The sequence below is a fragment of the Streptomyces sp. NPDC007917 genome (assembly GCF_042959105.1).
GTDB lineage: Bacteria > Actinomycetota > Actinomycetes > Streptomycetales > Streptomycetaceae > Streptomyces.
The window spans coordinates 236,316-257,642 of the sequence record NZ_JBIBKK010000004.1; the positions used below are offsets into that span (position 1 = coordinate 236,316).

Annotated in this window: 20 protein-coding genes and 1 pseudogene; 7 read left to right on the forward strand and 14 right to left on the reverse strand. The window is 71.6% G+C overall.

The features are described 5' to 3' along the window. The first annotated feature begins 41 nt into the window (after nucleotides 1-41). Entirely contained in the window at nucleotides 42-1,370 is a 1,329-nt protein-coding gene (locus tag ACFZDL_RS09530) for a PQQ-binding-like beta-propeller repeat protein (protein WP_353589968.1), read from the forward strand. A 39-nt stretch (nucleotides 1,371-1,409) separates the two neighbouring features. Here the strand turns inward: ACFZDL_RS09530 and ACFZDL_RS09535 are convergent, their stop codons facing one another. Continuing rightward, nucleotides 1,410-3,041, reverse strand: a complete 1,632-nt coding sequence (locus tag ACFZDL_RS09535; protein ID WP_353589969.1) for a TROVE domain-containing protein — start codon at nucleotides 3,039-3,041, stop codon at nucleotides 1,410-1,412. Nucleotides 3,042-3,289: 248 nt separating this feature from the next. Between ACFZDL_RS09535 and ACFZDL_RS09540 the strand changes: the two genes are divergently transcribed. Next, on the forward strand, nucleotides 3,290-4,174 hold the full coding sequence (locus tag ACFZDL_RS09540) for a CPBP family intramembrane glutamic endopeptidase (RefSeq protein WP_353589970.1): 885 nt from the start codon (nucleotides 3,290-3,292) through the stop codon (nucleotides 4,172-4,174). Nucleotides 4,175-4,194: 20 nt separating this feature from the next. Beyond that, nucleotides 4,195-5,136 carry a lytic polysaccharide monooxygenase gene (locus ACFZDL_RS09545; RefSeq protein ID WP_353589971.1) on the forward strand — a complete coding sequence of 314 codons (942 nt, stop codon included), beginning with the start codon at nucleotides 4,195-4,197 and terminating at the stop codon, nucleotides 5,134-5,136. On the opposite strand, the gene ACFZDL_RS09550 is transcribed toward ACFZDL_RS09545, so the two are convergent. From ACFZDL_RS09550 to ACFZDL_RS09570, 5 genes are all read right to left on the reverse strand, one after another. Next, nucleotides 5,099-5,791 carry a nucleoside/nucleotide kinase family protein gene (locus ACFZDL_RS09550; protein ID WP_353589972.1) on the reverse strand — a complete coding sequence of 231 codons (693 nt, stop codon included), beginning with the start codon at nucleotides 5,789-5,791 and terminating at the stop codon, nucleotides 5,099-5,101. The genes ACFZDL_RS09545 and ACFZDL_RS09550 overlap by 38 nt on opposite strands. Further along, the gene (locus tag ACFZDL_RS09555; RefSeq protein WP_353589973.1) at nucleotides 5,788-6,672 is read right to left on the reverse strand and encodes a sugar phosphate isomerase/epimerase; all 885 of its coding nucleotides are present in this window, start codon (nucleotides 6,670-6,672) and stop codon (nucleotides 5,788-5,790) included. Before ACFZDL_RS09555 ends, ACFZDL_RS09550 begins: the two co-directional genes overlap by 4 nt. 36 nt (nucleotides 6,673-6,708) lie before the next feature. Next, the gene (locus tag ACFZDL_RS09560) at nucleotides 6,709-7,500 is read right to left on the reverse strand and encodes an ATP-binding cassette domain-containing protein (RefSeq protein ID WP_353589974.1); all 792 of its coding nucleotides are present in this window, start codon (nucleotides 7,498-7,500) and stop codon (nucleotides 6,709-6,711) included. After that, entirely contained in the window at nucleotides 7,497-8,471 is a 975-nt protein-coding gene (locus ACFZDL_RS09565; protein WP_353589975.1) for an ABC transporter permease, read from the reverse strand. Before ACFZDL_RS09565 ends, ACFZDL_RS09560 begins: the two co-directional genes overlap by 4 nt. 74 nt (nucleotides 8,472-8,545) lie before the next feature. Further along, entirely contained in the window at nucleotides 8,546-9,559 is a 1,014-nt protein-coding gene (locus ACFZDL_RS09570) for a substrate-binding domain-containing protein (protein ID WP_353589976.1), read from the reverse strand. 150 nt (nucleotides 9,560-9,709) lie between these two features. Here ACFZDL_RS09570 and ACFZDL_RS09575 point away from each other — a divergent pair, with 150 nt between their 5' ends. Both ACFZDL_RS09575 and ACFZDL_RS09580 read left to right on the forward strand, forming a co-directional pair. Further along, a complete protein-coding gene (locus ACFZDL_RS09575) occupies nucleotides 9,710-10,918 on the forward strand; it encodes an ROK family transcriptional regulator (protein ID WP_353589977.1) in 1,209 nt (402 codons plus the stop codon). Nucleotides 10,919-10,928: 10 nt separating this feature from the next. Beyond that, the gene (locus tag ACFZDL_RS09580) at nucleotides 10,929-11,423 is read left to right on the forward strand and encodes a hypothetical protein (RefSeq protein WP_353589978.1); all 495 of its coding nucleotides are present in this window, start codon (nucleotides 10,929-10,931) and stop codon (nucleotides 11,421-11,423) included. On the opposite strand, the gene ACFZDL_RS09585 is transcribed toward ACFZDL_RS09580, so the two are convergent. Next, on the reverse strand, nucleotides 11,396-12,439 hold the full coding sequence (locus ACFZDL_RS09585) for a LacI family DNA-binding transcriptional regulator (RefSeq protein WP_353590100.1): 1,044 nt from the start codon (nucleotides 12,437-12,439) through the stop codon (nucleotides 11,396-11,398). The two genes, ACFZDL_RS09580 and ACFZDL_RS09585, sit on opposite strands and share 28 nt — an antisense overlap. Before the next feature lie 109 nt (nucleotides 12,440-12,548). Between ACFZDL_RS09585 and ACFZDL_RS09590 the strand changes: the two genes are divergently transcribed. Both ACFZDL_RS09590 and ACFZDL_RS09595 read left to right on the forward strand, forming a co-directional pair. Next, nucleotides 12,549-14,297, forward strand: coding sequence for a DUF2264 domain-containing protein (locus ACFZDL_RS09590; protein ID WP_353589979.1), 1,749 nt, complete (start codon nucleotides 12,549-12,551; stop codon nucleotides 14,295-14,297). Beyond that, entirely contained in the window at nucleotides 14,294-16,993 is a 2,700-nt protein-coding gene (locus tag ACFZDL_RS09595) for a carbohydrate-binding protein (protein WP_353589980.1), read from the forward strand. The genes ACFZDL_RS09590 and ACFZDL_RS09595 overlap by 4 nt, the downstream gene beginning before the upstream one ends. Nucleotides 16,994-17,042: 49 nt before the next feature. Here the strand turns inward: ACFZDL_RS09595 and ACFZDL_RS09600 are convergent, their stop codons facing one another. The 7 genes and pseudogenes from ACFZDL_RS09600 to ACFZDL_RS09630 form a co-directional block, all read right to left on the reverse strand. Continuing rightward, on the reverse strand, nucleotides 17,043-18,233 hold the full coding sequence (locus ACFZDL_RS09600; protein WP_353589981.1) for an XRE family transcriptional regulator: 1,191 nt from the start codon (nucleotides 18,231-18,233) through the stop codon (nucleotides 17,043-17,045). A gap of 70 nt (nucleotides 18,234-18,303) precedes the next feature. Next, nucleotides 18,304-18,630, reverse strand: a complete 327-nt coding sequence (locus tag ACFZDL_RS09605) for a hypothetical protein (protein ID WP_353589982.1) — start codon at nucleotides 18,628-18,630, stop codon at nucleotides 18,304-18,306. A 290-nt stretch (nucleotides 18,631-18,920) separates the two neighbouring features. Next, nucleotides 18,921-19,328: a PPOX class F420-dependent oxidoreductase gene (locus ACFZDL_RS09610; RefSeq protein ID WP_353590101.1), complete on the reverse strand. Its 408-nt coding sequence runs from the start codon at nucleotides 19,326-19,328 to the stop codon at nucleotides 18,921-18,923. Nucleotides 19,329-19,453: 125 nt separating this feature from the next. After that, a complete protein-coding gene (locus tag ACFZDL_RS09615; protein ID WP_391190801.1) occupies nucleotides 19,454-19,897 on the reverse strand; it encodes a spore-associated protein A in 444 nt (147 codons plus the stop codon). A gap of 280 nt (nucleotides 19,898-20,177) precedes the next feature. After that, nucleotides 20,178-20,303, reverse strand: a pseudogene (locus ACFZDL_RS09620) (hypothetical protein); the annotation flags it as partial. A gap of 3 nt (nucleotides 20,304-20,306) precedes the next feature. After that, nucleotides 20,307-20,486 carry a hypothetical protein gene (locus ACFZDL_RS09625; protein ID WP_353589983.1) on the reverse strand — a complete coding sequence of 60 codons (180 nt, stop codon included), beginning with the start codon at nucleotides 20,484-20,486 and terminating at the stop codon, nucleotides 20,307-20,309. 178 nt (nucleotides 20,487-20,664) lie between these two features. Continuing rightward, nucleotides 20,665-20,949, reverse strand: a complete 285-nt coding sequence (locus tag ACFZDL_RS09630) for a CPCC family cysteine-rich protein (protein ID WP_391190803.1) — start codon at nucleotides 20,947-20,949, stop codon at nucleotides 20,665-20,667. Nucleotides 20,950-21,327 lie beyond the last annotated feature (378 nt).

Sequence of the window (21,327 nt, forward strand, 5' to 3'; positions counted from 1 at the left end):
GCGGGGGCCGGTACGGTCCGTGTCCCGAAGGGCTCACGCCGGTGCTCGTCCTCGCGTTCGTCTTCACCTTCGCCGGTGCCTTCGGGATGATCTACGCCGTCGCGTTGAACAGCGGGTCGCTGGCCAAACCCTGGGTGGTGTCGCTGGTCGTGGCCGGCCTGGCCGGCGGCGTGTGGCCCGGCGTGCTCGGGTACGAGTGGCTGCGCGGGCCGCACCTGGACGTGGCCTGGGAGACGCCCCGGGACCGCCCCTCCTCCGCGCGGGCCGTCGGTGAGTGGATGTCAGGACCGTCCACCCTCATCAGGGCGCGCAACGACGGGCTGTTCGCCTACGACACCTCCAACGGCACCCGGCGGTGGACCGTCCCGGCGCCCGAGCGGAGATCGGTGTGCGCGATGAGCCGCACCACGCCGTCCTCCGTCGGACTGATGGGCCTCGGGCGGTACGAGAAGCCCTGCGACACTGTGGTCGCCGTCGATCTGTCCTCCGGCCGTGAGCTGTGGAAAAAGAAGATCAGCGCCGATGGCTCCGTCACCCGTGCCACCGACGCCCGGCTGGTCGGCGCCGGCGACACCGCGGTGGTCCTGGAGGAGAAGGCGGTCGTCGGGCTCGGGCTGCGCGACGGCACGGACCGGTGGCGCAGCCCGCTGGACCGCGGCTGCCAGGCCCTGGCCGTCGACGCGACGCCCGAGCGCGCCCTGGTCGTGGAGCAGTGCACCGGCACCGACGGGAAGAACCCGAAGATGAGGCTGTCCGCCCTCGACCCCCGGTCCGGCGAGCGGCAGTGGCGCAGCACGCTGCCGACGGAGAGCCGTTGGGAGACGGTGTTCATGCTCTCGGCCGATCCGATCGTCGTGTATGTGAACGAGGACGACGACCGCGGAACCGACGCGGTGATCAGCTTCGACAGCGAGGGGCGGCGACAGGCCGTGATCCCCCGGCTCGGGCAGGAGGACGACCTCAACTTCGAGGTCATGTCGTACGCCTTCAGTGAACCCTTCGACGCCCGGCCGGTCTTCCGGTCGGTGGTGGCCAACGGGCTGTTCATCAGCGCTGTCGGTCCGGCGGACAAGAACGATCCCCAGCACGTCGCCGCGTATTCGCTGAAGGACGGCAAACGCGTCTGGAGGACATCGCTCGGCGGAACCGTCGCCGCCCTGACCCAGGACCGCACCGGAGAGCTCGAGCTCCTGGCCGGTGGCGACCTGTGGCACCTCGACCCGGCCACCGGCGAGAAGCGCGGCTCGACCCCGCTGCGCGGCGCACCGCTCAGCAGCGTCCTCGCCCTGCACCGGGTGGAGGGCGGCCGGTATGTGATCGTCAACTCCAACGGGGCGAAGGACACGCCACCGATGTTCGCGATCAAGTAGCCGAGGACGCCCGCCGCCGTCGAGCGGCCTGCCGCGCCTTCAGCCCTCCCAGGGCCAGCGGGCGTTCCGGCCGGCTTCCAGGAGCGGGATCATGCCGAAGGCATGGTCCGTCAGGCCCCCGAAGGCATGGCGGCTGCCGCCGCCCGAGGGCATCGCCCCGGCCCGGTAGCCCGCCATGTTCCACATGTAGACCGGCACCTCGGCGGGCACCAGGTCGTCGATGTGCGTCTCGGGCATGCCACCCCACTGGCCGTGGCAGTTCGACGGCAGCCAGCCGGGGCGGGTCTGCTCGTCGGTGACGATGACGACCCGGTCGTGGCCGGCGTAGTGCTTCTTGACCGCGGAGGGGATGTCGGTGCCGTTGATCCGCCCGAACTCCTCCATGAGCCGCAGCGCGCTGCCGCCCCTGGGCACCTCGAGCCGTCGGCTGGTCATGCCGAACTCGACCAGCGTCGGGGCCTCGGCACGCACCGCGAGACCCGCGCCGAACACCGCGGCCTGCTCGGCGAGCGGGATGTCCGAGGTGTTCGGGGTGGAGTATCCGTAGCCGGGGAACATCGACGGCGACCGGTCGATCAGGATCAGCGTCCGGCCGGGCAGGGCGGGCACGTTGGTCAGCGAGGCGTTCAGCGCCTTCTCCAGGGCGTGGCCCCAGCGCAGCGACCGGGTGTGCTTGTACGCCGCCCAGAACCGGAACGGGAACATACGCGACCGCGCGACCACCGCGGGGTCGCCGATGCGCGCGGCCACCTGCTCGGCGACCTCGTCCGAGACACCGGCCTCGTCGAAGTTGCGCAGATTGCGCACCAGCGCCATCGGACCCATGAACGGGATGGCCGCTTCCCAGGCCGCCTTGTCCATCGGCCCCTGCAGCCAGCCGGCCAGCCGCTCCCAGGTGAAACCCGCGCCCGCGAGCCCGCCGGGGGCGGTGACCAGCGAGGGGTCGAGCACATACGCCCGGCGCTCGGCGACCGGGAGCGCGGAGAGCGCCGCGGCGGCCCGCAGCACCGTCAGGCGCTCCGGGATCTCCGCGTCGCGGCCGTGGCGCCGGTCGAGCGCGTGCTTGAACAGATCGCCCTGCCACGGCTTGTCGTCCGCCGGGCGGGCGTGCACGAGGTCGAGCACATCGCCGAACCGGAAACCCTTGGCGGCGGTGTCGTACTTGAGCAGCGATCGCTCGTCGTAGAGGCGCCGTACGGCGTCGGCGACACCGCGCTTGACGGGCTTGGGCAGCGCCCGGCCGTACCGGCCGGTCCAGTAGCCGAGCATCTCCCCCGGCTCGTCGGCGCGCTGCAGCACGGAGTCCACGACCTGCCGCGAGTGGCCGGGCGCCGCCGCGTCCAGGCGGGCCCTGACGTACTCGGCGGCGCCCACCAGGGACGCGGTGCGCATGTTGCCGCCGCGGCGGAGCCAGCCCAGCAGCCGGGCGGTCCACTCCGGGTCCTCGACGGCCAGTTTCCGCACCAGGCTGCGGTAGCGGTCGTCGCGGTCGTCGCCCTGCTCGTAGAAGGTGTCGGTGCCGACCAGGTTGGACACGGCGAGGAGGAACAGTTCGCTCTTGTCGTCGCGGAGGTATCCGGTCGCGCCCTCGTGGGTGGCCGTCCGCTTTCCGGTGGTGGTGATCGGAGAGACGGCCGCCGGGCGCGCGGCACGGGTGTTGAAGCGAGCCATGAGATTTCCCCCTCGTACTGGACGTCCGGATGACGTGGCTCCCGCCTGCGCACCTGGACGCGTCCACTGTAGCCACGACGGCCCTGGACACCGAACGGATTACCGGCCCCGGCACCTCCCCCGTACGAGCGGGCGTCACCTCCCGCCACCGGGGGAAACGCATTTGGCTCCGCGCAGCGATGTGGGCCCGTGGCGACGGATGACACGTTGGTGCGCGGTTCCGGTCCGGTCGCGAGGGAAGGGCGTGTATGTCGAAGACGAAGTGGAACAGAGGGGTTGTGGCGTTTGTCGCCCTCACGTTGGCCGGTACGTGGCTGTGGCTGTGGGTGGCGCACGGTGTCCTGGGCCTGTCGGCGCTGAACCCGCTGCTGCAGCTGCCGGGTTTCTGCGTGCCGGGGATCGCGGCCGTGGTGGTACGGCGCTGGGTCACCCGGGAGGGGTTCGCCGACGCGGGGCTTTCGCCGCGTCTGCGGGCCGCCTGGCCGTACTACCTCCTCGCCTGGCTCGGCCCGCTCGCACTGGCCGCGGTGGCCATGGCGCTCGCGGCCGTCCTGGGCGTGTGGCACCCGGATCTGTCCCCGCTCGACGAGCTCGCGCCGGGGATGGGCAGGTGGCCGGCGCTGCTCGTCCTGATGCTCGTCGTCCCGCTGCTCACCCCGGTGTACTGGGGTGAGGAGTTCGGGTGGACCAGCTACCTGCGGCCGCGGCTGTTCGGTGGCCGCGTCCTGCCGTCCGTGGTGGCCACGGGCGTCGTCTGGGCGGTGTGGCACTACCCGCTGGCCTTCATCGGCTACGCCGACTTCGGGAACATGGCGCTCGGTCTGCTGGTCTGGACGGTGTCCCTGCTGTGCCAGGAAGCCGTGCTGGCGTGGCTGTATCTGCGCAGCGGCACCGTCTGGGTGGCGAGCCTGGCACACGCCGGGAACAACATGGTGCTCTTCCTGCTCACCGGCCAGTTGCTGAGCGAGGGGGCGGACGGACTCGGCGCGATCGCGACCATGCTTCTCACCACGGTTCCGGTCGCCTCGCTCGCCGGGTGGCTCGCGTGGCGCTCCCGCCGCCGGAGAAGGGCGTTGAACGCGCGGCCCGCGCACCGCGTACTCCATGGCGCGGGCGGGCCGGCCCGCCGCTGAGGCCAGGAGGGCTGCGTCGGATGACCGCACACCGCACCACCACCGTGGCCGCCCTCCTCGGGGCGGCCACGGTCCTGCTCACGGCGCTGGCCGCCGGACCCGCCCAGGCGCACGGCGCGCCGACGGACCCGGTCAGCCGGACGGTGGCCTGCTCCCCGGAGGGAGGTGAGCGGGCCCGCTCGGCCGCGTGCCGGGCGGCCGTCGCCGCCGGCGGGGTCCCGGACGAGTGGGACAATCTGCGGGTGGCCGGGGTGGCGGGCGAGGACCGGCGGAGGATTCCCGACGGGAAGCTGTGCAGCGGGGGGCTCGACGCGTACAAGGGGCTCGATCTGGCCCGCGCCGACTGGCCCTCGACACCACTGACCGCCGGTGCGGACCTCACCCTCACCTACCGTTCGACCATCCCCCACTCCGGGACGTTCGAGCTGTATCTCACCAAGGAGGGCTACGATCCGGCGCGGCCGCTGAAGTGGTCCGACCTGGAGGCGAAACCGTTCGCGACGGCCACCGACCCGGCCCTGGTCGACGATGCCTACCACATCAGGGCCGAACTGCCCTCCGACCGGACGGGCCGTCAGCTCCTGTTCACCATCTGGCGGAACACCAGCACCCCGGACACTTACTACTCGTGCTCCGATGTGGTGTTCACCGGCGAGGATCGCGCCGGCGGCTCCGGTGCCGGCACACCGAGCGCCCGCGGCGGCGGCAGTGCCGATGACGCCGAGGGCGCGCGCGGCACCGACAACACCGGCAGCACGGCTCGTGGCGGCAGCGCTTCCGGCACCGACAGCACGGACAGCACAGCCGGCACGGACAACGCCGAGGGCACGGACAGCGCCGACGGTACGGACAGCGCCGACGGCACCCCGCTGACGCTGTACGCGGGTGGCGCGGCGGCGCTCGCCGTCGGCGCGGGCGTGGCCGTCACCCTGCGACGGCGACGCCCCCGACGTCCCCGGTGACGACGAGATCGGCCCGGTGCCGGGTGCCTGCTACCAGGTCGGCGTTGCGCTGGTCCGTGCCCAGGCTCCAGGCCACCGCCGCGGCGTGGTCCTTGCCGAACCGCTCGTGGCGGGCGACGAGCCGGCGCAACCGCTCGGCCTCGTCCAGCTCGCAGTACCAGACCTCGTCGAGCTGCGGCCGCACCCGGGCCCAGTCCCCCTCGTCGTGCAGCAGGTAGTTGCCCTCGGTGATGACCAGCCGGGCGGTGCGCGGCACGGGGATGCTGCCCGCGATCGGCTGCTCCAGCTCCCGTTCGAAGCCCGGCGCGTACACCACCTCGTCCTCGTCCTGGCGCAGTCGGCGCAGCAGTGCCGCGTAGCCCGCCGCGTCGAAGGTGTCCGGGGCGCCCTTGCGATCGCGGCGGCCCAGGCGGTCGAGCTCGATGTCGGCGAGGTGGAAGCCGTCCATCGGCACATGCGCGACCCACTCGCCGGCGCCCTCTCCCCCACCCCCGGCCGGGCCGTCGCGCAGCGCGGTCAGGAGGTGTTCGGCGAGGGTGGACTTGCCTGCCCCGGGGCTTCCGGTGATCCCGAGGATGGCGCGCCGCCCGCCCCGCACCAGGGCGCGGGCACGGGCCGCGAGTTCGTCGATCGTCGTCGGAGTGGTCGGCGTCATCGGCCGCGGCCGCTCACGGCGAGCTGGTTGGTGATGAAGGTGTGGGCGTGGCGTGCCAGGTCCTCGCCGTCGGACCACAGGTCGCGCCAGACGGCCAGGTCGTTCGACAGGCCCCGGGCGACCACGGCGGAGGAGAAGGACTCGAAGGTGATCGGACCGCGGTAGCCGATGTCGGCGAGCGCGTGGAAGAAGGCGGTGAAGTCCAGGTGCCCGGAGCCGAGGTAGCCGCGGTGGTTCTCGCCGATGTGGACGTAGCCGAGCCGGTCGCCGACCTCGTGCACGGGGCGGATGAGATCGTCCTCTTCGATGTTCATGTGGTAAGTGTCCAGGTGGATCAGGACGTTGTCCTCACCGATGTCATCGGCCAGCGCGAGGGCGTCGCGGGCGGTGTTGATGACGTTGGTCTCGTAGCGGTTGCAGATCTCCAGGCCCAGCGTCATACCGAGGCCCGCCGCCTCCTGGGCGAGCCGCTTCAGCACGGTGACGGCGTTGCGCCGGCCGGCCTCGGTGAGGGGGCCCGCGTACTTGCCGAGCGCGCTGTAGAGCGCGCCGGTGAAGTGCGTTCCCCCGAGGCCGTGGGTCACGGCGAGGGAGCTGTGCAGCAGATGCTCACCGCGCTCGACCACGGCGGGGTCCTCGCTGGAGACATCGGCGTCGAAGGCGAGGCCGCGGGAGCAGGCGACCTTGAGTCCGGCGTCCTCCAGCCGGCGGCGCGCCGCCGGGACGTCCAGCGAGTCCGAGTCGTGCAGCGACAGTTCAAGGAGGTCGAAGCCGGTGGCCTTGGTCTTGTCGATGGCGTAGGCGAGCGATTCGGGTGAGGTGTCGCCCGCCCACACGAGGGCGTGCACGCCGATCGGGCCGGCCTGGGTCACGGTGGTCATGAGCGGTGTTCCTTTGTGTGGCTGGTCGGTGAGTGGCTAGGCGGCCTGTGCGCCGGTGATGAGCGCGACGATCTCCTCGCCCGTGGTCTCCTCGGTCCGGCGGCCCGCGACGCAGCGGCCGGACCGCATCACCCAGACCTGGTCGCTGAGCCGCATGACCTGCGCGAAGTTATGGCTGATGAGCAGCACCGCGTGGCCGTCGTCGCGCAGCTTGAGGATCAGTTCCTCGACGCGCGCGGTCTCCTGGACGCCGAGGGCCGCCGTGGGCTCGTCCATGATGACCAGCTGCGAGCTGAACCCGGCCGCCCGGCAGATGGACACGGCCTGGCGTTGCCCGCCGGACAGCCGCCGGACCCGCGAGGTGACCGCGGGGACGTTGACCGCCAGGGTGGAGACCATCTCCTTGGCGCGGGCCTGCATGGCCTTGCGGTCGAGGAAGGACACCGGTCCGAAGCTGCGGACGATCTCGCGGTTGAGGAACAGGTTCTGCCAGACGGTGAGGTCCTCGACCAGCGCGAGGTTCTGGTGGACGGTCTCGATGCCCGCCTCGCGGGCGTCCTCCGGCGAGCCGAAGTCGACCTGCGCCCCGTCGAAGAGGATGCGGCCGCTGTCGGGGCGGTGGATGCCGGACACGCACCGCACGAGGGTGGACTTCCCCGCGCCGTTGTCGCCGACCAGCGCGGTGATCTCACCGCGGCGCAGGCTCACCGAGACATCGACGAGGGCGCGCACACTGCCGAAGGACAGCGAGACGTCCTCGCAGCGCAGCAGCTCGTCCGAGGCGGTGGCCGCGGTCTCGGGTTCGGGTTCGGGCTTGACGGTCGTCATCGCTGAAACCTCATCAGGAAGGCCGCGAGCACCACGACGATGCCGACGGACAGCGGCTGGTAGAACTGGGAGACGCCGAGCAGGGTCAGCCCGTTGACCAGCGCGGTCAGCAGCAGTGCGCCGATGACCGGGCCGATGACGGTGGCCCGGCCGCCGAACAGGCTGACCCCGCCGAGGACCACGGCGGCGACCGAGTTCAGCAGGAAGGAGGTGTTGGCGGCGGGCTCGGCGGCCCCGACCCGCGCGACCAGCAGGATCGAGGCGAGGCCGGCCAGGAGTCCGGCGACGGCGTACACCGCGATCTTGATCCGTGCGGTGCTGATGCCCATCGCGGTGGCCGATTCGGGCGACCCGCCGGTGGCCAGCACATGGGTGCCGAACCGGGTGTGGAAGAGCACCACATGGGCCACGAGGGCGACAGCCGCGGCGATGATGAACATCCAGCCCAGGATCCCGATGCCGTTGGTGGACAGCTTGAGCAGGGCCGGTTCGATGACGGTCACGGGCTTGCCGTTGGAGACGATCAGCGCGAGCCCCGAGGCCGCCGACAGCATGCCGAGCGTGACGATGAAGTCGGTGATCTTGCCGCGGGCCACCACGACGCCGTTGAGCAGACCGGCGAGGGTCGAGGCGGCCACGGCGACGGCGCAGGAGGCGGCGAGCCCCCAGCCGGCCGAGTACGCCTGGCCGAAGCCGACCGCGCCCAGTGTCATGGTGGAGGCGATGGACAGGTCGATGCCCGCGGTGGCGATGACGAAGGTCTGCCCCACCCCCAGAATGATCAGGATCGCGGCGGCCTCCAGCATGGACTGGATGTTGCCGGTGGACAGAAAGGTCGGGTTGGCGGCCTGGAAGACCACCACGAGAACGACGAGCCCGACCAGGGCCGCCCAGTCGGCCCAGAAACCGATGTCACGCAGGCGCGTGGGCCAAGTGTCACGGTCGGGTGCCGCGAGCGTTGCGTTTGCCATGTGTGTCCTCCTGGCGATGGCGGGTGGCGTGGTGCGCCACCCGCCCGCCGGATGCGTCGCTGTGGGTGGCGGCCCTAGCGAAGGAGCTTCTTGAAGGGGTCGTCGTAGCTGCCGAAGGGCTTCGGCGTGGCGGCCAGGGCCTTGCCCGCGTTGTCCTTGGTCACGAGTTCCACCGGGGCCTTGACGTCGGCGGGCAGCTTCTTGCCCTTGGCGGCCGCCTGGCACGCCTCGACGCCCATCAGGCCGATGGCGTACGGGTACTGGGCCACGGTGGCGTCCAGGGTGCCGGACTCGACGGCCTTCAGCGCGTCCTTGACCCCGTCCACGCTGATCACCTTGACCTTGCCGGTCCTGCCCGCGTTGGCGATGGCGCGCGAGACGCCCAGGCCCATGTCGTCGTTGGCCACGAAGAAACCGGACAGGTCCTTGTGGGCGCGCATCACATCGGTGGCCTTGGTGAGGGCGGTCTGCCGGTCCCAGTCGGCGGCGACCGTCTGGACCACCTCCAGCTTGCCGCTCACGCCCTTCTTGAACCCCTCGACGCGGGCTCCGCTGGTGGCATCGCCGGCGATGCCGCCTATGACGGCGACCTTGCCGCCCTTGGGCAGCAGTTCCGCCATCCGCTTGCCGGCCGTCTCCCCGGCCGCCACGTTGTCGGTGCCGATGTAGGTGGCCGGGGTGGCGTTCGCCGCCTTGGCCGCCTTGGCGTAGACGGGGTTGTCGATGTTGACGATGGTCTTCTTCTTCGCGGCGAGTTTGGCCAGCCCCTGGACGAGGTTGGAGCCGGAGATCGGGTTGACGATGAAGCAGCCGTAGTCCTGGCCGGCCAGGCCGTTCAACTTGTCGGCCTGGCCGGTGGTGTCGGTGATCGAGTTCGCGGCCTGCACGGTCGTCGACAGCTTCTCCGACGCGGCCTGGGTCTCGATGCCCTGGCGCATGCTCTGGAAGAACGGGTTGTCCAGCCCCTTGATCACGGCCGCGACCTTGGTGCTGCCCGACGCGCCCGTGTCGCCGGATCCGCAGCCGCTCAGGACCAGGGCCCCGGCCACGACGGCGGCAGCGGTGGCGACAACGCTCCCTCTTCTCACGGTGGCTTTTCTCCGCATCAGGCGTCCCTTCCGATGGTGATGCGGCTGAAAGTAGCCCTCGTTTTCGAGATTGAGCAACCCTTCTTTCGACTTTTTCCGTCACAAGATTGCCGTCTTCCGCCCACTCACCCCCATGGCTAGAGTGTGCGAGTGGACACCATCAACGCAGGCGCTCTCCGGACCGGGATCGCTCTCGGCGATGTTCTCGCCCTGTTCCGCGACGTCGACGAGGGCCTCACCAAGGCGGATGTGGTGCGGCTGACGGGGCTTTCACGGACCACCGTCAACCAGCGTCTCGACAGCCTCCTGGGCGCCGGGCTCCTCGTACCCGCGCCGGAGGACGCGCGCACCCGCGGCCGCCCCGCGAGCCGATTCGTCGTCAACCGCCACCGCGGGGTGCTGCTGGTCGCCGACATCGGTGCGACCGGGCTGCGCACCGCCGTGTGCGACCTGGGCGGAGAGGTACGGGCGGAGCGCGAGGCCCCCTCCGATGTGACCGCCGGGCCGACGGCCGTTCTGGCCCTCGTCGACGAGTTGTTCGGCCAACTGCTCAAGGAGACCCGGCAGGAGGAGTCGGACGTCCTCGGCGTGGGCCTCGGGGTGCCGGGCCCGGTGGACTTCGGCACCGGGCGCGTGGTCAGCCCGCCGATCATGACCGGCTGGGACCGGTATGACATCCCCGGCTGGTTCGCCCCCCGCTACGACTGCCCGGTGCTGGTGGACAAGGACGTCAACGCCATGGCGTACGGCGAACACCGGCTGCGCTACCCCGACACCGCCCATCTGCTCATGGTCAAGATCGGCACCGGCGTGGGCACCGGCATCATCGCCGGCGGCCGGATCCACCGGGGGGCCGACGGCGCGGCCGGGGACGTGGGCCATATCCAGGTGACCGTCGAGGACGTCACCGAGCCGCCGCTGTGCCGCTGCGGGAACACCGGCTGTGTGGAGGCCTACGCCGGCGGCTGGGCCCTGGTCCGGGACCTGCGGGAGGCCGGTTACGAGGTGACCACGGTCGACGACGCGGTGCGGCTCATACGCTCCGGCGACAGCACCGCCGTACGGCTGGCGCGCCGCGCCGCCCGCATCCTGGGAGGCGCCATCGCCGACGCGGTCAATATGTTCAACCCGCGGGTCATCGCGATCGGCGGTCAACTCGCCCACACCGACGAGCAGTTGTTCGCCGGCATCCGGGAGGTCGTCTACGGCCGCTCGCTGCCGCTGGCCACCCGCAACCTCCAGATCGTGCGCAGCGAACTGGATCCGCACGCCGGCATCCTCGGCCTGTCCCAGCTGCTGACCGACGGCATCTACGCACCGGAGCGGGTCAGGCAACTCGTCGAGGGCGCCACCTCCTAGGATGCGGGCCATGGACATCGAGCTGGACCCGCCGAACGGCATCACGGGCTTCCCCCTCGGCATGCCGGCGGAGGACCTCAAGGCCGCCGCCGCGGAGCTGGGCAGGATCAAGGTCTCCAACGACGGCTCCGCGGTGCGGTTCCGCTCGATGAAGGTGCTCGCGCTGCACCCGCAGTTCGAGATCGTCTTCCATCTCGAGGACGGCAGGACGCTCGGCGCCGCGGAGGTGTGGATCCCCCGCCCCGGCCCGGAGGACTTCCGCGTCCACTTCCGCGGCGTCGACGTCTTCCGCACCCCCGCCCGGGAGTTGCTGGGGCGGTTCGAGGCGATGGGCCTGACGGTCCTGAACGAGACCTTGTACGCGTATCTGCCCCGGCTCTCCCTCGGCTTCACCCGGGTGGCCGGTCATGAGGTCCCGCTGGACACCGACGGCGAACCGCTGTACTTCCAGGCGGTGTTGACCGGCCCCGCCGACTACTACGACTTCAAACTGGCCGAGGGCTGAGCGCCGCCCGGCGGCGGTCCACTGCTCTCGCGTACGACGAGTTCCGTGGCGACCTCGACCCGGGTGGTCTCGGGCTGTTCCCCGGCGAGCAGCTGAAGGACCATCCGGGCGGCGAGCGCGGTCATATCGGCCAGCGGGGTGCGCACGGTCGTCAGCCGCGGGGTCACCCAGTCGGCGAAGGGCAGATCGTCGAAGCCGACCACGCTCAGGTCCTCGGGGATGCGCAGGCCGAGGGTCGCGGCCGCGCGGAAGGTGCCCAGGGCCTGGTGGTCGCTGCCCGCGAAGATGGCGGTGGGCCGCCGGTCGAGCGCGAGGAGATCCAGGGCGTGCCGGTGGGCGAGGTCATGGGTGAAGTCGCCGTAGCGCACGAGCTCCGGGTCGAAGGGCAGCCCTGCCTCCTCCAGCGCCGAGCGGTAGCCGTCGGCGCGGGCGCGTGAGGTGAGGCGGCGTCGCGGGCCGCTGATGATGGCGATACGGCGGTGGCCGAGCTCGATCAGATGGCGGGTGGCGGCCAGCCCGCCGGGCCAATTGGTGGCGCCCACCCACGGCACGCCGGGCGCGGGTTCGTCGACCGGGGCGACCAGCGCGAAGGGGATGGAGAGCCGGCGCAGCTCCTCGTGTTGCGCGGTGGTCAGTTCGGGGACGACCAGGATCGCGCCGAGGGTGGGCCGGGTGGCCAGGGAGTCCAGCCACTGGCGGGCCAGCCGGGTGCGGCCGTGGGTGGCGGAGACGACCAGGCTCATGCCGACGCCGTGCAGGGCCTCCTCGGCGCCGCGGATCAGCTCGACCGCCCAGGGACTGTCCAACTCGTTGATGACGAAGTCGATCAGGCCGCCGCGCAGCACCGCCGAGGCCGCGGGGCGGTGGCGGGCGAGATAGCCGTACCGCTCGAGGAGTCGTTGGACCTTTGCTCTGGTCTTCGAGGAGACATCGGATCTGTTATGCAGCACCTTTGAGACGGTAGAGACCGAAACGCCCGCCTCATTCGCTATCTCAGCCAAGGTCGCCCCGGCCATTTCGTCCCCAGCCGTTGACCCCATCCGATGTTTCTCCTACCTTTCGGGGCGATCGCGGTGTTGCGAAAACTATCGCAACATCAGCACTCATGGCAGGAGCCGAGAAGGGATGACCGACCGCAACGCGTTGCAGGGGTTCGCGCGCCGTCTCACCGAGCCGCTGCTGCCGCACTTCAGCGAGGGCCGGGCCAGGCTCAGGCTCGGCGTCAACACCGCCATCCATGACGACACGGCCGCCGAACTGGAGTCCTTCGCCCGGCCCCTGTGGGGGCTCGCCCCGCTCGCCGCGGGCGGCGGGTCCTTCGAGCACTGGGGCCACTGGGCGCGGGGCCTGGCCGCCGGCACGGACCCCGACCACCCCGAGTACTGGGGCGAACCCGGCCCCCACGACCAGCGGATCGTCGAGATGGCCGCGATCGGCTTCGCCCTCGCGCTGGCCCCCGACCGGCTGTGGGACCCGCTCAAGGGGCCCGAGCGGGACCGCGTCGCGCGCTGGCTGCGCTCCGCCCTCGACCGCCCCACCACCGAGAACAACTGGCTGTTCTTCCCCGTCCTGATCGGCCTCGGCCTCGACCGGGTCGGCGTGTCCTACGACCCCGGCCCGATCCGGGCCAGGCTCGACCGGCTGGAGTCCTTCGCGCTCGGCGACGGCTGGTACGCGGACGGCCCCACCGAGCGCCGCGACTACTACGTGCCGTGGGCGATGCACTTCTACGGGCTGCTGTACGCGGCGCTCGCCGGTGAGCGCGACCCCGGGCGCGCGGTGCGCTTCCGGATGCGCGCCGCGCTGTTCGCCAAGGACCTGCAGCACTGGTTCGCGGACGACGGGGCCGCCGTCCCCTACGGCCGCAGCCTCACCTACCGCTTCGCGCAGGCCGCGTTCTGGTCCGCGCTGCCGTACGCCGGGGTCGAGGCGCTGCCGTGGGGTGTGGTCAAGGGGCATCTGCTGCGCCATCTGCGCTGGTGGCAGCGGCGTCCGGAGGCCGTGGGCGAGGGCCTGCTGTCCATCGGCTACGGCTATCCGCAGCCCGCGCTCGCCGAGCAGTACAACGCCCCCGGCTCCCCGTACTGGGCGATGAAGTCCTTACTGCCCCTCGCGCTCCCCGCGAGCCATCCCTTCTGGACCGCGCCGGAGCTGCCCGCCCCGGCCCTCGCCCCCGTCAGCGCCCAGCCGCATGCGGGCGCGGTGCTGATGCGCGCGGACGGCGAGGTCACGCTGCTGGCCGGGCGGCAGCACCACGCGTGGGTGCGGCACGGCGCGGAGAAGTACGCCAAGTTCGCGTACTCGACCCGGTTCGGCTTCAGCCTGCCCTCGGGCCCGCTGGGCCTGGAGCAGGGGGCGTACGACTCGATGCTCGCCCTGAGCGAGGACGGCACCCACTACCGCGTCCGCGAGGAGCCCCGCGCCACCCAGCTGGACGGCGATACCGTCCGCTGCACCTGGCACCCCTGGCCGGATGTCGAGATCACCACCTGGCTGACCGCCGCCCCGCCCTGGCATCTGCGCACCCACCGCATCCGCACCGGGCGCGCCCTGCACACCGCCGAGGGCGGCTTCGCCATCGACCGCGACCCGGGCCTTGACCGGCAGGCCTGCGCCGGGCGGGCCAGGGCCTGGGGGCCGGCCGGGCTGACCGGCCTGATCGACAGCGACGGGCAGCGCACCGGGCGGGTCGTCGAGACTCTGCCCGGCACCAATGTGCTCGCCCGGCGCACCGCCCTGCCCACGCTGACCGGACAGCTGACGCCCGGTGAGCACTGGCTGCGCTGTGCCGTCCTCGGCACCGCCGCGGGGCCGGAGGGCGAGGCCGCCTGGAGACGCCCACCCGCACACCCCACCCTTGGAGGCTGTACATGAGATCCGCGTTCAGGATCGTGTCCGTGGTCGCCGCGGCAGCGGCGGCCCTGGCCACGGCATCGCTCCCGGGGACCGCGGTGGCCGACACCGCGGCCGGCGCGTCCCGGGGCCATACGTACCACGTCGCCACCTGGGGCGCCGACCGGGCGGGCGGCACCGCGGCACACCCGCTGCGCACCATCGGCCGCTGCACCGAGCTGGTCCGGCCCGGGGACACCTGTCTGATCCACCGCGGCCGCTACCGCGAGCGCGTCGCCCCGCCCTCGGGCACCAAGGACGCGCCGATCACCATCGCCGCGTACGGGGACGGCACCGTCACCGTCGACGGCACCAGGGCCGTGACGGGCTGGCGGGACGCGGGCGGCGGGCTGGTCGCCACCGAGGTGGACCTGCCGCTCGACCCCAGCGAGAACGCCCTGTTCGTCGACGGCGGGCGGGCCATGGAGGGGCGCTGGCCCAACTCGGGGCCCGATCCCCTCAACCCGTCCTGGGCCGTGGCCGAGCGGACCTCCACCGACCAGCACATCGACGACCCCGATCTGCCGGCCGGCGACTTCACCGGCGCCACCGTCCATCTGTGGGCCGGGTCCAACCCCTGGAGCCAGCAGACCGGCACGGTGACCGCCACCGCTCCCGGCGCGCTCGATTTCAGGGGCGGCAACTACCGCTGCACCCCGCTGTGCATGGGCAACCAGAACTACCGCAACTACTACCTGGTCGGCGCCAAGTCCACCCTCGACCAGCCGGGCGAGTGGTACTACGACAAGGGCGCGAAGCGGCTGTACCTGGTCCCGCCCGAGGGCGGCCTCGCGGGCCACACCGTGACCGCGAAGTACGAGAGCTGGGGCGTGGACCTCGCCGGCAGCTCGTACGTCACCGTCCGGGGGCTCGATCTGTGGGGCACCTCGCTGCGCACCGGCGACAACAGCACGGGCGTGCTCGTCGAGGGGTTGCGGGCCCGCTACATCTCGGAGTTCTCGACCCTGCCCATGCCGCGCGACGACGAACTGGCCATCCCGCCCTTCGAGGGACACATCGTCGCCGCCCGGGTGCTGGGCTCGGGGGTGCAGATCCGCGGCAGCGGCAACACCCTGCGCGACAGTGACATCGGGTACTCCGCGGGTACGGGCGTGCTGCTGCGCGGCAGCGGGAACACCGTGACCAACACCTACATCCACGACGTCGGCTGGATGGGCAGCTACACGCCCGGCATCGAGATCAACGGCAGTGGGCAGACCGTCACCCACAACACCATCCGGCGCACCGGCCGGGCGAGCATCGACACCGCCTGGCAGCTCAACGGGGTGCCCTTCCACGACAACCGCATCGCCTACAACGACCTGTCCGAGGCCATGCGCACCTCGCGCGACGGCAGCCCGTTCTATGTGTGCTGCAATCTGGACGCCAAGGGCACCAGCGTCGACCACAACACCGTCCACGACGCCGACGGCCAGGTCGGCTACTACATCGACAACTCCTCCGGCAGCTTCCTGCTGCACCACAACGTGGCGTACAACACCGGCTCCCGCGGCACCTTCTTCAACGGCCACAGCAGCGTCAGCCTCGGCAACCGCGACCACCACTCCACCTACGGCCTCGGCGTCTCCACCGCCGTCCGGCTGAGCGGCGCGACCGACGCCTCGGGCACCTACGTCAGCAACGACGTGGCGCTCGCGCCGATGGACATCACCGGGCCGGGCGACCCTGCCCCGGTGGTGCGCAGCAACCTGCTGCCGCCCGCCGACCCGGGCTACACCGACGCGCGCAACGGCGAGCTGTGGCCGCGCGAGGGCTCCCCCGCCATCGACGCCGGTGAGGCCGTGGACGGGGTGACCACCGGCGTCCGGGGCGCGGGCCCCGACCAGGGGGCGTATGAGTACGGCGCGCCGATCTGGTCGTCCGGCTGCCATCTGCCGGGCTGCCAGTCGCGGGTCCGCAACGACGGCTGGAAGGCGACTGCTTCCGACGGCACCGATGCCTCGGCCGCCGTGGACGGCGTCCAGACCACCCAGTGGAAGGGCGCGGCCACACAGGCGACGGGCCAGTCGCTCACGCTCGACCTCGGCGCTGCCAAGACGTTCGACCGGCTGTCGATCGACGCCGGCATGGACGCCACCGGCCACCCGTACGGCTTCGCCGTGTCCGTCAGCGACGACGGCAGCCACTGGGGCGCGCCCGTCGCCCGGGTCAGCGGCCGCTCCTTCACCCAGGACGCGGTGTTCCCGCAGCAGACCGCACGCTATCTGCGCGTCGAGCTGACGGCTCCCGGCGAGGTCCCGTGGGCGGTGAACGAGATCCGGCTCTACGCGGACGGCCCGGACGCCGCGGCCACCCTCCAGGCCGAGCAGGCCACCTCCGTACGCGGGACCGGACGGGGCGACGCGGCCACCGGAGTGCTCGGCTCGGGTGACCGGATCGGCTTCCGCGGGGTGCGGTTCGGCGCGGGCGCGGACAAGCTGACGGTACGGCTGGCCTCAGCCGGCTGTGGCCGGGGCTGCTCGCTGCAGCTGCGGCTCGACGCCCCGGACGGCGAGGTGGCCGCCACCCTGCCGGTGCCGGACACCGGCTCCACCGACACCTGGCGGGAGCGGTCGGTGGCGCTCCCCCGCACCGTCACGGGCACGCATGACGTCTACCTCGTCGCCGCCGGCGGCCCCCGGGTCGCCGCGCTCGACTGGCTGACGCTGCGCCGCTGATGTCCAGCTGATGCCTGCGGGGCGCTGACGTCTGTTGGGGCGGGCCGGGTCAGGCCCGTCCCAGCAGCGCGTCCCGATGGAGCCAGGCGAGCCTGAGCAGGGCGGCACCGGCGGGCTGCATGGGCTCGGCCGTCGTGAACCGTTCGATGTGGTCGGCCCGGAAGGGCACGCCCATCGAGCGGCCGGTGCCGTCCTCGACGCCGACGAGATGTCCTTCGTCGTTCGTCGCGGCCAGGTCCTGGAAGAGCTCGTCGAAGACCTCGGCGTCCAGGACGAGCACGGTGAGCATGTCGGTGACGAACGTCAGCGGGTCCACGCCGAGCCCCAGCCAGTGGACCTGTGCCGCCCCGGAGCCGCGGGCCTCGGCCAGGGCCTGGTGGAAGGGCCATCCGTCGTAGTCGATGGGCGCGGTGTCGCTGCCGTAGTCCTCGCTCGTGCCCAGCAGTTCCTCGCTGAGCTCCCGGACGACCGCGCGCCACAGGCCGAAGTCGTTGGCCTCGTTCCAGAGGGCGTCGTGCGACGGCTGGAACATGCCGACCGGCATGACCTGGTGCAGCCCGCCCGCGGTGGCGACCTTCGCCGGGTCGCGCCAGTGCAGGACGAACTCGGCGTGATGGGCCGGCCCGTGGCGCAGGAGGAGGGTGCTGACGCCCGTCATGACCGGCCGGCGGGTCAGATCGGTCGGGTCGCCGATGAGGGCGCGGAACGGCGTGCGGGCCGGGTCCGGGGCCTGGTCGGCGCCCGCAGGGGCCGCCGCGGCGAATTCGTGTGCCGCGGCCTCGCAGATGTCGATGACATCGAAGTAGTGGCCGCGGCCGAAGGTGAGCGTGGGCGCGTCACTGCCCCTGACCTGGAGCAGCCGGTAGCACACGCGGTTTTCGAACAGGCGGGGGCGTGCCAGCTCACCGACGGCCTCGGCGTACGAGGCATACGGTGTGCCGTCGTCGCGCAGTGGCCGGACGGGGTCGAGCGCGGGGCTGTGCCCGTCCACCGCGGTGGCGGGGGTCTCGCCGGTCCACACCAGCCGCACCCGCTCCAGCGGAACGGGCCTGCCGGGGATCCACTCGGGGCGGGCGAGAAGGGGGGTGCCGGCCACCCGCCAGTGGGCGGGGAAGGCTTCGGCGGCGCGGGCGGTCAGCTCGGACCGGCGCCGGTTCAGGTCCGCTCGTACGGAGCGCCACTGGTCCCGGGTCCGGCCGGGCCGGCCGCGCGGGGCGGATTCGGGATGGTCATGGGTCACCTTCCCCTCTTTACCAGCACCCGGTGCGGAATGCCCGGCCGGTGGTTTCAGCACCGGCCGGGCACGGCCGTCACGTCCGGTACTCGACGGCGCCGGTGTCCGGGGCGCCCTGGTACAGCCGGGTGCCGATGTAGTCACGGCCGCCGTTGTCCGCGTCATCGACGCGCCCCTCCCCCTGGATCCTCGGCTTCGGCCCCTTGCCGTAGTCGCCGATCACGATCGGCCGGTGCTCCTCGCCCGACCCCTTGGGCCACAACTGCCCCTGCCATGAGCCACCGGCCTTGAGCAGGATGCGGTCGCCGGGCCGGAACGTCGTCCGGTTGACCTGGTCGAGGCTCCGCCAGGCCTGGTCGGGGCTGGTGCCGGAAGCGCTGTCATTCCCAGCCCTCGAATCCACATAGTACGCGGCACCGGCCGGCGGGTCGGCGCCCGCGCGGCGGCGGGGTTCCCGAGCGGCGAGAGGGCGCCAAGCGCGACCGCGACGAGCAGACCAAGTCGTGTGTGACCGCGTCTGACAGACCGTTCAGGTGTCAACGTCGGCCCCTTCCTCGGAATGGATGCCGGGGTGCGGCCGAGCAATAGAAAGCGCTGTCAGCGACCTCTGTCAAGACCTCGCGCACAAGAGAGACCCCCGCGCCCCGCCCGAGCGGCGCTGAGCCGTTCGGGGGGACGCGGGGGTGCGGTGATTCAGAGCCGACCCACGACCTTGGTCGGGGTGACCCGTACGACGACACGCTCACCGTCGTCCTTGGACGCCGGGTTGAAGGTGGCGTAGTCCTTGCCCGTGTACTTCAGCGACACCTTGTTCAGCACTTCCTTGTCGCTGTCCGGGGCGAGGGTGGCAGTGCCGCGGATCTCGGCGTAGACATACGGGTCCTCCGGCGGGTTGACCATCACGGTTATCCGCGGGTCGCGGCGGAGATTCCTGCCCTGCAGCCGGTCCACGGTCGTGGAGAACAGCAGGTCGTCACCGTCGCGGATGACCCATACGACCGTCAGGTGCGGGCGGCCGTCCGGCGAGATGGTCGCCACGGTCACGAACGCACGCGATTCGTCGAGGTACTTCTTCAAACCGTCCGAGAGGCTGGCCGCCACAGTCAGAGCCTTTCCACAGGGGACAGGGTCGCGGCACCCCACGGGGTGCCCGTTCGGAACGTACCACCCCACCCGACCGCGCGGTTGCGCGAAGGCGCCGGCCCTGGCGGCGAACCAGCCGCGGGTCACCAGCCCTTGGTCACCCGGTGCTCCTTCAGCGATCCGCAGTTGCTCCCGTACGTCCACGTCGCCTGGTTGTCGATGCCCCCGGCCCAGTCCACGCACTTGCCGCGCGCGGAGACGTACACCGGGCCCGCGTAGGACGTGTAGTCGCCGGTGTCCTCCTGGTACTCGCCGTCGTACGCATAGAGGTAGGCGAACATCGGGACCCGGGAACCCGAGGCGTTCCGGACGGTGACCACGCAGTTCTTGCCCTTCGCTGCGTTGTACGTCAGGTAGACGGTGCCCTTCTGGCCGATCGGTGCCGAGTTCACCACCTTGTAGCCGCTGCCGCAGACCCCGTTGTACGCGGCCCTGGTGGCGGCCGTGGCCTGCGGGGCCAGGGCCGCGGTGCCCGCGACGGCGGAGGCCAGGACCGCGGTGGCGGCCATATAGCGAGAAAGCTTCATGTATCCCCCTTATTACCTCTGGACGCTGTTTGCGCCATCTAGGTGACATACGAGGGCGGTGAATGGTTGTAGGCGTCAAGTCGCCGTCGTGGCAGCGACGTTGCGCGGGCCGGTTCGGCCAATGCGCGCGGCCATGGCTGTGGGAGCGCTCCCGTGCCACTATTCCCTCACACCCCACGGGAACCCCCTCGGAAACGGAGGATCGGGCATGAGATCCCGCGGCGTCGGTGATCGTGGCGGCGTCCTCGATCAGGTGGCGGGCGAAGCGTTCGGCGTGCGGCCACCCCGGCCGTAGGACGCGCGCGCTGTTCAGTTCGAGGTAACGCGGATGGTCCGAGTCCTTCCTCGTCACGTAGCGCTCGATCACGTGGCCGTAGCCGATCTCCTCGGGGTGCTGGAACGGCATCGGTCACCTCTCCGGGTGCAGGTCGCTGCGGTCGATCCAGGACGGGGCGACGAAGATGCCGTCGCCGACGGGGGCTTCTGAGACTTCCCGCAGGGACCAGGTGCGGGACTCTTCGACCAGGTGCTTCCAGGGCGCGGTCCAGTCGAGTTCCCAGTCCAGGGTGGCGCCGGGGGGATGCCGCACTCGCGGCCGGCGTCCAGCTGCCAGAACTGGGAGTACAGGATCACCTGGGCGTGGTCGGCCAGGTCGTTGATGATTTCGGTGAAGTGAACCGAGGGCCGGCGGGGGACGCCGTCCGCCGTGGTGGCTCGTAGGCATGCGGTGAGCGGCGGAACGACAGGGGTGCGTGCGCCCAGTTCGGTCAGGGCCCAGCGAATGCCGTCGGCCGCCGAGGGAGGGCAGCCCGTCGATGAGGGCGGGGAGGGCGTCGGCGCCCATGTCGATCAGTTCCGCGCGGGCGTCGTACGACGGGCCGGTCGCGTCGTCGAGCTGCTGGACGAGTCTCTCGATGTGCGTGGTCATGGGTGGTCCCGGCGCCAGGGCGTGGGGACCACCAGCAGACGGGGCGGATCTCATACGAGCCGGGCATCGCTTCCAGCACGCGATGCCCGCGGCAGGGGCAGGGGCAGGGGGAGGCGGCGCTCATTCGGGCAGTCTCGTCGCCGGTCCCGCCGGTGTGCCATGGATTTCTCCGCGCTGTCGCGCCCTCGTTCGCGTCGGGCTCGTGGGGGCTCGGGGGATGTCGATCGCCGGTAGTCGCGGTCGGTCCTGTGCGGCGACGGGGCCCGTCGGTCGTGATCGGACGTGCCGCGTCGCGTCTCCCGTCGCGCGCCACGCCCAGGGGGCCGGGCGAGTGCCGGATCGCTCATTTGTACGTTCGGTGGATCGGATGTGTCGGATGTATTGACGCGCCCCCTTTCCCGATTTAGCCTCTGCCCGATTTCGCGAACAGTGTTCGATATATCGTTCAACGTGCCTGATTGGACAGTGAGTTGGTTATGAAGGCTTCCGGCCGAAGCGCCAC

Bases quoted from the DNA above. Each gene is read 5' to 3' on its own strand.
- ACFZDL_RS09555 (WP_353589973.1), bottom strand. From the start codon at position 6,672: ATGACCACCGTGACCCAGGCCGGCCCGATCGGCGTGCACGCCCTCGTG.
- ACFZDL_RS09585 (WP_353590100.1), bottom strand. From the start codon at position 12,439: ATGGCCGGGGCGACCTTGGCTGAGATAGCGAATGAGGCGGGCGTTTCG.
- ACFZDL_RS09560 (WP_353589974.1), bottom strand. From the start codon at position 7,500: ATGACGACCGTCAAGCCCGAACCCGAACCCGAGACCGCGGCCACCGCC.
- ACFZDL_RS09580 (WP_353589978.1), top strand. From the start codon at position 10,929: ATGGACATCGAGCTGGACCCGCCGAACGGCATCACGGGCTTCCCCCTC.
- ACFZDL_RS09565 (WP_353589975.1), bottom strand. From the start codon at position 8,471: ATGGCAAACGCAACGCTCGCGGCACCCGACCGTGACACTTGGCCCACG.
- ACFZDL_RS09590 (WP_353589979.1), top strand. From the start codon at position 12,549: ATGACCGACCGCAACGCGTTGCAGGGGTTCGCGCGCCGTCTCACCGAG.
- ACFZDL_RS09535 (WP_353589969.1), bottom strand. From the start codon at position 3,041: ATGGCTCGCTTCAACACCCGTGCCGCGCGCCCGGCGGCCGTCTCTCCG.
- ACFZDL_RS09615 (WP_391190801.1), bottom strand. From the start codon at position 19,897: ATGAAGCTTTCTCGCTATATGGCCGCCACCGCGGTCCTGGCCTCCGCC.
- ACFZDL_RS09545 (WP_353589971.1), top strand. From the start codon at position 4,195: ATGACCGCACACCGCACCACCACCGTGGCCGCCCTCCTCGGGGCGGCC.
- ACFZDL_RS09550 (WP_353589972.1), bottom strand. From the start codon at position 5,791: ATGACGCCGACCACTCCGACGACGATCGACGAACTCGCGGCCCGTGCC.
- ACFZDL_RS09540 (WP_353589970.1), top strand. From the start codon at position 3,290: ATGTCGAAGACGAAGTGGAACAGAGGGGTTGTGGCGTTTGTCGCCCTC.
- ACFZDL_RS09630 (WP_391190803.1), bottom strand. From the start codon at position 20,949: ATGAGCGCCGCCTCCCCCTGCCCCTGCCCCTGCCGCGGGCATCGCGTG.
- ACFZDL_RS09595 (WP_353589980.1), top strand. From the start codon at position 14,294: ATGAGATCCGCGTTCAGGATCGTGTCCGTGGTCGCCGCGGCAGCGGCG.